Source organism: Sphingomonas sp. (assembly GCF_013812825.1).
Taxonomy (GTDB): domain Bacteria; phylum Pseudomonadota; class Alphaproteobacteria; order Sphingomonadales; family Sphingomonadaceae; genus Sphingomicrobium.
Window position 1 is genome coordinate 1 of record NZ_JACCSU010000003.1, and the last position, 8,213, is coordinate 8,213.

General features: G+C 68.4%; 10 protein-coding genes and 1 pseudogene. 4 read left to right on the forward strand and 7 right to left on the reverse strand.

The window, feature by feature from the left end; translation table 11 throughout:
• Positions 1-1,078, forward strand: a 1,078-nt coding sequence (locus H0T81_RS00155; RefSeq protein WP_294008650.1) for a bifunctional folylpolyglutamate synthase/dihydrofolate synthase, incomplete at its 5' end; no start/stop codon positions are given.
• Here H0T81_RS00155 and H0T81_RS00160 read toward each other — a convergent pair.
• The 3 genes from H0T81_RS00160 to H0T81_RS00170 form a co-directional block, all read right to left on the reverse strand.
• The gene (locus tag H0T81_RS00160) at positions 1,079-1,819 is read right to left on the reverse strand and encodes a hypothetical protein (protein WP_294008652.1); all 741 of its coding nucleotides are present in this window, start codon (positions 1,817-1,819) and stop codon (positions 1,079-1,081) included.
• Position 1,820: 1 nt separating this feature from the next.
• Complete coding sequence (locus tag H0T81_RS00165) at positions 1,821-3,551, reverse strand: MFS transporter (protein ID WP_294008654.1); 1,731 nt, start codon at positions 3,549-3,551, stop codon at positions 1,821-1,823.
• 70 nt (positions 3,552-3,621) lie between these two features.
• Positions 3,622-4,053 (reverse strand): response regulator, encoded by a 432-nt coding sequence (locus tag H0T81_RS00170; RefSeq protein ID WP_294008656.1) that lies wholly within the window; start codon positions 4,051-4,053, stop codon positions 3,622-3,624.
• Positions 4,054-4,109: 56 nt separating this feature from the next.
• Between H0T81_RS00170 and H0T81_RS00175 the strand changes: the two genes are divergently transcribed.
• Together H0T81_RS00175 and rsmD are read left to right on the forward strand one after the other, a co-directional pair.
• A complete protein-coding gene (locus H0T81_RS00175; RefSeq protein ID WP_366474075.1) occupies positions 4,110-4,907 on the forward strand; it encodes a pseudouridine synthase in 798 nt (265 codons plus the stop codon).
• A complete protein-coding gene (rsmD, locus tag H0T81_RS00180) occupies positions 4,904-5,443 on the forward strand; it encodes a 16S rRNA (guanine(966)-N(2))-methyltransferase RsmD (protein ID WP_294008660.1) in 540 nt (179 codons plus the stop codon). The genes H0T81_RS00175 and rsmD overlap by 4 nt, the downstream gene beginning before the upstream one ends.
• Here the strand turns inward: rsmD and H0T81_RS00185 are convergent.
• Together H0T81_RS00185 and H0T81_RS00190 are read right to left on the reverse strand one after the other, a co-directional pair.
• Positions 5,421-5,819, reverse strand: coding sequence for a hypothetical protein (locus tag H0T81_RS00185; protein WP_294008662.1), 399 nt, complete (start codon positions 5,817-5,819; stop codon positions 5,421-5,423). The two genes, rsmD and H0T81_RS00185, sit on opposite strands and share 23 nt — an antisense overlap.
• A 34-nt stretch (positions 5,820-5,853) precedes the next feature.
• Positions 5,854-6,453: an SOS response-associated peptidase family protein gene (locus H0T81_RS00190; protein WP_294008664.1), complete on the reverse strand. Its 600-nt coding sequence runs from the start codon at positions 6,451-6,453 to the stop codon at positions 5,854-5,856.
• A 97-nt stretch (positions 6,454-6,550) separates the two neighbouring features.
• Between H0T81_RS00190 and H0T81_RS00195 the strand changes: the two genes are divergently transcribed.
• On the forward strand, positions 6,551-7,660 hold the full coding sequence (locus H0T81_RS00195) for a hypothetical protein (RefSeq protein ID WP_294008666.1): 1,110 nt from the start codon (positions 6,551-6,553) through the stop codon (positions 7,658-7,660).
• Here H0T81_RS00195 and H0T81_RS00200 read toward each other — a convergent pair.
• Complete coding sequence (locus H0T81_RS00200; RefSeq protein WP_294008668.1) at positions 7,638-7,982, reverse strand: DUF2794 domain-containing protein; 345 nt, start codon at positions 7,980-7,982, stop codon at positions 7,638-7,640. The genes H0T81_RS00195 and H0T81_RS00200 overlap by 23 nt on opposite strands.
• A pseudogene (locus H0T81_RS00205) lies at positions 7,979-8,213 on the reverse strand (serine acetyltransferase); the annotation flags it as partial. The gene H0T81_RS00200 and the pseudogene H0T81_RS00205, both read right to left, overlap by 4 nt.

Consider the following 8,213-nt stretch of genomic DNA (forward strand, 5'->3'; position numbering starts at 1 on the left):
CCACCTGTTCACCAGCCCCCATCTGGTCCGGTTCAACGAGCGCATCCGGATCGCCGGCCGGCTGATCGGCGACGAGGCGCTCGCCGCCCTCCTCACCGAAGTGCTCGACGCCAGCGGCGGCACCGAACCGAGCTTTTTCGAGGTCGCCACCGCGGCGGCGTTCGTTGCCTTCGCCCGAACGCCCGCGGACGCGTGCATCGTCGAGGTCGGGCTCGGCGGCCGGATGGATGCGACCAACGTCGTCGAGCGTCCGCTGGTCTGCGGGATCGCCAGCCTGGGCGTCGACCACCAGCAATTCCTCGGCCGGCGCCTCGCCGGAATCGCTGCCGAGAAAGCCGGCATCGTCAAGGCCGGAACGCCGCTGGTCACCCAGCTCTATCCGCCGGCGATCGCCAGGCGGATCGGCGAGGTCGCCGCGGCGAGCTCGGCGCGCTGGCTGCCGCGCGGCGGACCGTGGGACGCGACCGTTGCACGCGGCAAGCTGCGCTACCGTGACCATTCGGGGTCGCTCGACCTGCCGCTGCCGCGCCTGCCCGGCCGCCACCAGGCAATGAACGCCGCGCTCGCGATTGCCATGCTGCGCCACCAGGACGCGTTGCCGGTGCCTGCCGGAGCGCTCAACGCGGCGATGGGCTGGGCCGAGTGGCCGGCGCGGCTGCAATGTCTGGCGCCCGGGCCGCTGACCAGGCTCCTGCCCAGGGGATCGGAGCTGTGGGTCGACGGCGGCCACAACCCGTCGGCGGCCCGTGCGATTGCCGCTCATGCGCGCAGGCATTTCGCCGCCGATCTTCCGCTGAGCCTGGTGTTCGCCAGCCTCGCCAGCAAGGACCCGAAAGCCACGCTGGAGCCGTTCCAGGGGATCGCCAGGGAGGTGCGCACCGTCCCGATTGCCGACCATGAATTCCGCCCGCCCGACGAGCTGGCCGCGCTCGCCGACACCATGGGCTTCGACTCATCGGCCCACGCCTCGCTGCGCGAAGCGCTCGGCGCGATCCGGTCGCCGGCGCGAGTGCTGCTGTTCGGCTCGCTCTACCTCGCCGGCGAGGCCTTGGCGGCCAACGACCAGGCGCCCGACTGATCAGCCGCGCAGCCGCGCCAGTTCGGCCATCGCCCAGTCGTACATCGGGGCGTCGGCCGCGCTGCGCTGACGGTTGACGCGCTTCAGCCGGTGCTCGACATCCTCCAGCACCAACCGCGCCTTTCCCTTTTTGCCCATTTTCAGCAGCAGCGCCGCGTAACGACAGCGCGCCTCGTCTCCCGGCAACCGCTCGCTGACGTCCGCCAGGATCGGCAATGCCTCCTCGTTGCGGCCGAGGTCCTCGAGGATGCGGCCACGTAGCAAGGCCAGCCGGTCGCGGTCCGACTGCGCGCTCACCGCCGGCAGTGAATCCAGCGTCTCGAGCGCCTCCTGCGGATGATCCGTAAAGTACAATGAGCGCGCGAGTTTCTCGGCGATATGGACGTCCGGCCGCTTGCTGATCGAGCGTTGGTAGAGCGGCAGAGCTTCCTTGTGCCGTCCGAGGTCGGAGAGCGCGTCGGCGACACGAATGCGATTGGCCGCCGTGTCGGCGATGTCGAGCGCCTCGCGCGCCGAGCGCAGCTCGCGCTCCGGATCGATCCTTTCGACGATCGCCTGCCGGGCGCCGCGCAGGTGCCGGTTGTGCTGCATGCGCGGCAGCACCTCGACGATGAAATAAGCGATCGTGCTGGCCACCGGCAGGAAGACGAGCGCCATGATCCACAGCGAGTTCCGGCCGTGGCGAATGACGTCGACGATACAGAACACTTGCACCGCGATGATCGCCAGATAGACGATCATCTCAGGCGGTGTCGCCTTCGGAGACCTTGGCCGCGTCGGCGGCAAGCACCGGTCCCGTCGACGCTCGCTTGCGTCCAGCCCATGCGGTACGGATCCATTCGAGGATGACGAACACCACGGCGATGATGCCGATCGCGGCCGTCAGCAGGAACACGGGCGCATAACCGACCTGCTCGATCCGTTCGCCGATCGCCGCCCGGCCGAGCGATCCTACCAGGAAAGTCAGCGACGAGAGCAACGCATATTGTACGGCGCTGAACTCGCGCGAAGTGATCGACGACAAATAGGCGACGAAGGCAGCTCCGGCCAGCCCGCCGGCGATGTTCTCGCCCGAGATGGCGATCAGCAGCCGCACCATGCGCAGGTCGGACCCGAACGTATCGAGCGCGAACATGCGGGCGAAGGCGTCGATGTACGGAGCGCCCGCCGCGAGATCGGCGTAGAGCAGGTTGCTCGCGGCAGCGACGATCGCGCCGATCAGGAGCGTCGGCATTCGGCCGAGGGTCGCAAAGAGGATGCCGCCGATGGCGATGCCCGCCATCGTCATGAACACGCCGAAGATCTTTGAGGCGAAGGCGACTTCGTCCCCGGTGTACTGAAGCTCCTGCAAATAGAATGGGAATGCGTAGGAACCCCAGATGAGATCGGTGATGCGGTAGGTGAGGATCAGCCCGAGCACGATGATCACGCCCCAGCCGATCCGCCGGACCAGTTCGCCGAGCGGCAGGATCAGCGCGGAATAGGCGTGGTCGGCCGCGCGCCCGCCTGCATCGGGGCTTGGGTCGTCCGCGGTCAGCACATAGCCGCGGCGGTCCCTGAGCCAATTGAATACGGCGGCAACGATCGCCGGCACGATCACGGTCGCGCCGACGATCAGCGGGCCCATGTTGCGGGTGAACTCGCCGACGTTGGGCGGCTCGGGGTCTGTCGGCGACACGGTGACGACGCTGATCATGAAGCTGGCGACCGTCCAGATCGCCCATAGCCAACCGAGTCCGACGATGGCGAGGCCGATGGCGCGCAGCCTTGGCTCGATTGCGCCGGCCCGTCGAAGCGCGGTTTCCTGGATTTCGTTCTCGGTTCGCGGCGTGTCGGGGGCCATCGCCGTGGCGATCAGGGTCAGGGCCATGAAGCCGCCCATGATCGCGTAGACCGTGGGCCAGCTGACGCGCTCGGAAAGGACCAGCGCAAGGGCGCCGCCGATCAGCGCCGCGATCCGGTAGCCGAACTGGTAGATCGCCGAGAGGATCTCGACCGGCGCCCGTTCATCGGCGACGTCGATCCGCCAGGCGTCGATGACGACGTCCTGGGTCGCCGAGGCGAAGGCACCGATCACCGCGACCAGCGCGAACCAGCCCAGCGCCAGGCGCGGGTCGGACATCGCCAGCCCGAAGAAGGTCGCGGTCAGCAGCAGCTGGCAGACGAACAGCCAGCTTCGCCGCCTGCCGAAGCGCTCGAGCACCGGCAGCCGGACCCGGTCGACCAGCGGCGACCACAGGAACTTGAACGCGTAGGCGAGCCCGATCCACGAGACGACGCCGATGGTGGCGAGATCGATTTCCCACTCGCCCAGCCAGGCGTTCAAGGTGCCGATCAGCAGCGTGTAGGGGAGACCGGCGGCGAACCCGAAGACCAGCATGATCGCGGTCTTCCGGTTGCGCATCGCGGTGCCGAGCAGCCGCAGGCCTTTGGGCGCTTCATCCACGGTTGCCGTCGCTGCCGCAGTCGCCATGCCTTACCCTTCCGTTTCGACGATCCGTCGCCATGATTAGCAGCGGATCAGCAGCTGAACAGTGCGGTCCTTATTCTTGAGCGGCCGTGAACAGCTGGAGGCCGTGGGCCGGACGCACTCGCTGGCCCGAGAGGTGGCGGTCGACGCTGTCGATCGCGGCCTTCAATTGCCGCTCGGTATACGGCTTCTTAAGGCAGCCGATCGCCACTTCGGCCGCGGTCGGGATTTCGTGGCCGGTGGCGAAAAGTGTCGGGATTCCGCGCCCCTTGGCGGCGCGCGCGAGGTCGATTCCGGTCTCGTGGCTGCGCAGGCGAATGTCGCTCAGGATGAGGTCGATCTTCTCGCGCTCGATCACCTCGAGCGCGTCGTCGAAGCCGTCGAGCGTCGCCACCACTTCGTAGCCGGCGTCGATCAGCATCGTTTCATTGTCGAACGCGGTCAGCGGTTCGTCCTCGACGACGAGGATCCGCTTGACGATGCGTTTGCGCTTCCCGAACAGCATCCACACTCATTCCCAAGGACCACCACTTGTCCCCGCAACGAACGAAGCCTCAACGAGTGCCGCGCCGGGGCCGCGAACACCGCGCCGGCTCGGCCAGCTCGCAGCAGCGAGGCAAGCGCCCCGAGCCGCGCGACAGCGGGCCGCAGCGGATCGCCAAGCTGCTCGCCCGCGCCGGAGTCGCCTCGCGCCGCGATGTCGAGCGGATGATTGCCGAGGGCCGCATCGCTCTCAACGGCGAGGTGCTGACGACCCCGGCGACTCTGCTGGCCAATCTTTCCGGCATAACGGTCGACGGCAGGCCCGTACGGCCGCCGTCGGCGCCGCGGCTGTTTCGCTTCTACAAGCCGCCGGCGACCCTGACCGCGGCCCGCGACCCAAAAGGGCGGCCGACCATTTACGACCGGCTGCCCAAGGGCCTGCCGCGGCTGATCCCGGTCGGCCGTCTCGACTTCATGACCGAGGGGCTGCTGCTGCTCACCAACGACGGCGAACTGAAGCGCCAGTTGGAACTGCCGAGCAGCGGTGTCGTCCGCCACTACCGCGCCCGGGCTTTCGGCAGCGTCACCCAGGCGGCGCTCGAGGACTTGTCCGAAGGAATCACCATCGAGGGCATGCGCTACGGCTCGATCGACGCCAACCTCGAGCGGCGGACCGGTCGCAATTGCTGGATCCAGATGAGCCTCACTGAAGGCAAGAACCGCGAGGTGCGCCGAGTGCTCGAGCATCTCGGGCTGCAGGTGTCGCGGCTGATCCGCACCGGCTACGGCCCGTTCGACCTCGCCGGGCTCGAGCCGGGCGAAGCGCGCGAAATCGACCGCAACGAGCTCGCGCACTTTCGCAACAGCTTCAAGTGAGGATCATCGCCGGAGAATGGCGCGGGCGCCGTCTTCGCACCCCGCCAGGTCTGGAGACTCGGCCCACCGCCGACCGGGTCCGCGAGACCCTGTTCTCGATGCTCGCCAGCCGCCTCGGCTCGTTCGAGGGCCTCCGGGTCGCCGAACTGTTCGCCGGCAGCGGCGCGCTGGGGCTCGAGGCGCTGTCGCGCGGCGCGGCCTTCGCCTGCTTTGTCGAAAACGACCCCAGGGCCGCGACCGCGATCCGGGCCAATGCGTCCGGTCTCGGAGCGCTCGAGCGCGTACAAATCCTCGGCGGCTCGGGGCTTGCGTTGCCGCGCTCGGAGCCCTTCGACCTGGTGTTGGCCGACCCTCCTTACGCGCCCGGCTCCGGCACCGCTGTGGTGGCAGCCGTCGCCGCCGCCGGCTGGCTCGCACCGAGCGGCTGGATGGCGGTCGAGACCTTGCACAGCGATGGCGTCGATGCCGGCGGCTTGACGATCGATGCCGAGCGCAATGTCGGCCGCGCCAGGCTTACGCTTTTGCGGAAGCCTTAGGCTTTTTCGACGCGTTGCGGATTTCGTCGATCTCGCTCGAAAGCCTCCGCCCCATCGCCGCCGCCGCCGCTTTTGCCGCCGCTTTCAAAGCGCTGGACGACCTGCGCCCGTCGTCGCCCTTGCGCAGGGAGCTCGAGGCGATTGCCGCCAGCGCTGCCATCGCGCCGACAGCCAGCAGGTCGGCGACCAGCGGGCTTTCGATCAGCTGGATCAAGGCATCGGCCGCCGTGCGGTCGCTCGAGCGGCGGCCCGACTTGCGGCGATCGGCACCAGCCCGGCGCGCCGGCTTGCGCGCAGCCGTCTTCGCTTTCGGCTTCGCCGCCGCCCGCTTCCTCTTTGACGTGCCGGTGCTCGCCGGGCTTGCTCTCTTCGCCATCGCCTTCCTCCTGTTATGCTTTGTCTTGCCAGGCTTAACTCACACGGCGCATCGCCGTATCCTCGAATGGTTGCGCGAGCGCGCAGGCATCGGCGCGCTCGCTGTCGAGCCAGCGGCCGGCATCGGCGGGCCGGAGCATCACCGGCATCGCCTTGGGATGCACCGCTCCAACGGTCGCGTTCGCCTCGCAGGTCAGGAACGCCATGTACGGACCCTCCTCGCTCGGGCGCCACAGCCCGGCGAAGGCAAATATTGACGGATTCGGGTCGGCCAGGCCGAACCAGACCTTCGCCTTGCGCTGGGTTTCGGGGTCCGGTTCGGCCGTCCACTCGCAAAAACTGGTCGCCGGAACGATGCACCGGCGCTTGGGGTCGCTGAGCGCATTGCGCCAGAACGGACTGCTCAGATTGCGGACATTGGTCACCGGCCTGGAGCCCGCGGACACCGGCCCCGGAAAGCCCCATTTCATCATTTCCAGGGCCAGCCCGCCATCCTCTTTCCGACGCAGCACCGGCGCCTGGTAGCCGGGGTAGATCTCGTCGAACGGCGGCAGGTTGGTCTTGTCGCCGTCGAACGGACCGAAGATGCGCCGCAGCTCGTCGACGGTCGCGGTCATGCTGTACAGGTTGCACATGACTAAAGCGCTTATCAGTGTCGGCCGAGGTGTGCTACTGTATTGACAAGATAACACACCTGTCGTAACGCGGGCGACGACAGTGGGAGGATTGCGAATGTACAGCCAGAACGAACTCGACGAAGCGGTGGCGGCGGGCGCGATCAGCGCCGAGGCCGCGGCGTCGCTGCGCGCGCACATCGAGCGCCAGCACTCGAGCCCGACCGTCGATGAAGAGCAATTCCGGTTGCTGACCGGATTCAACGATATTTTCGTCGCGATCGCCGCCGCGATCCTGTTGTTTTCGGTCGCCTGGATCGGCCAGCGCATCGGCGCCGGTCTCGGCCTGGCGATCGAGGGCGAGGGCCCCTCCCCGCTCGGCCCGCTGGCGGTCGCCGCGACGGCTTGGGCGCTGGCTCTGTTCTTCACCGCCCGGCGGCGCATGGCGCTGCCGTCGATCCTGCTGCTGCTGGCGTTCGTCGGCGGCGTGTTCGCGGCAGCCGCGTTCACTCTGGTCCTCGCCATCGGTCCCGAGCAGCTCGAGGACAATGTCCAGCTGGCCGGCATCCTCGGCGCCGCCGCGGGCGGCATCGCCGCCGCCTCGGCCTGGCTTCACTGGAAGCGCTTCCGGGTCCCGATCACCGTCGCCGCCGGGGCCGCCGCTGTCGCCGCGATCGCCGTCGGACTGCTGGTTGCGGCGCTCGGCGACACCGCGGACAACGCTCGCGACCTGATCCTCGGCTTCGTGCTCCTGCTCGGCATCGGCACCTTCCTGTTCGCCATGTCGTGGGACGGTTCGGATCGGGCGCGAATCACCCGCCGCTCGGACGTCGCTTTCTGGCTTCACCTGCTGGCCGCGCCGATGATCGTCCACCCGGTCTTCACCCTGCTGGGGCTGAACGACGGCAATGCGACCATCGGCGAAGGGCTGGTCGTCGTCCTGCTCTACGTGGTGATCGGGATCACCGCCCTGGCAATCGACCGCCGGGCGCTGCTGGTCTCGGCGCTCGCCTATGTGCTGTGGGCGCTGTCCGACCTGCTCGAGCGGTTCGGGGCGGTCGAGCTCAACATCGCGCTCACCGCGCTGGTCATCGGCTCGTCGCTGCTGCTCCTGTCAGCCTTCTGGAGCCAGGCCCGAGCCGCGGTGGTGCGGCCCTTGCCGGACGGGATTCGCGATCGGCTGCCGATCGTCAATCGCTCGGCCGCTACACCGCAACCAGCCGCATAAGCCGGCGCTCGACCGGTGCCAGGACCAGACCAAGCTCCTGGCCCCGTTTGAGCACCTGGCCATGCTCTCCGACCAGCGCGAACGCCCCCTGCTTCAGCCGAAGCGCGGGGTGTTTCTCGATTCGGATCTCGGGCCGCTCGGAGGTTCGCCGGAAGGCCGCGAACACCGCCGCGTCGGGCGAGAAGCGAATCGCATAGTCGCGCCAGTGGCCGGCCGCGACCATTCGGCCGTAGAGATCGAGGATCCGGGTGAGCTCGCGGCGGTCGAAGCTGGCGATCGCGCGCCGGTCCCGGGGGTTCGGGAACGGCGCGACGACGCTCAAGCGCGTTTCGCCTTGGGCTCCGGAAGGTTCGCGCGCTTCAGCGATTCGACTTCCTTGCGCAGCGCCGCGACCTCGCGCTCGAGCTCGGCGATGCCGACCCGCGACGGATCGACGTCCTCGCCGCACGGCGTGCCATAGGGAACGAAGCCGGGACTATAATGGATCGTGTCGATCGGCACCGCCCGGGCGGGGATACCCACCACGGTCGCGCCGGGCGGGACGTCCTTGGTG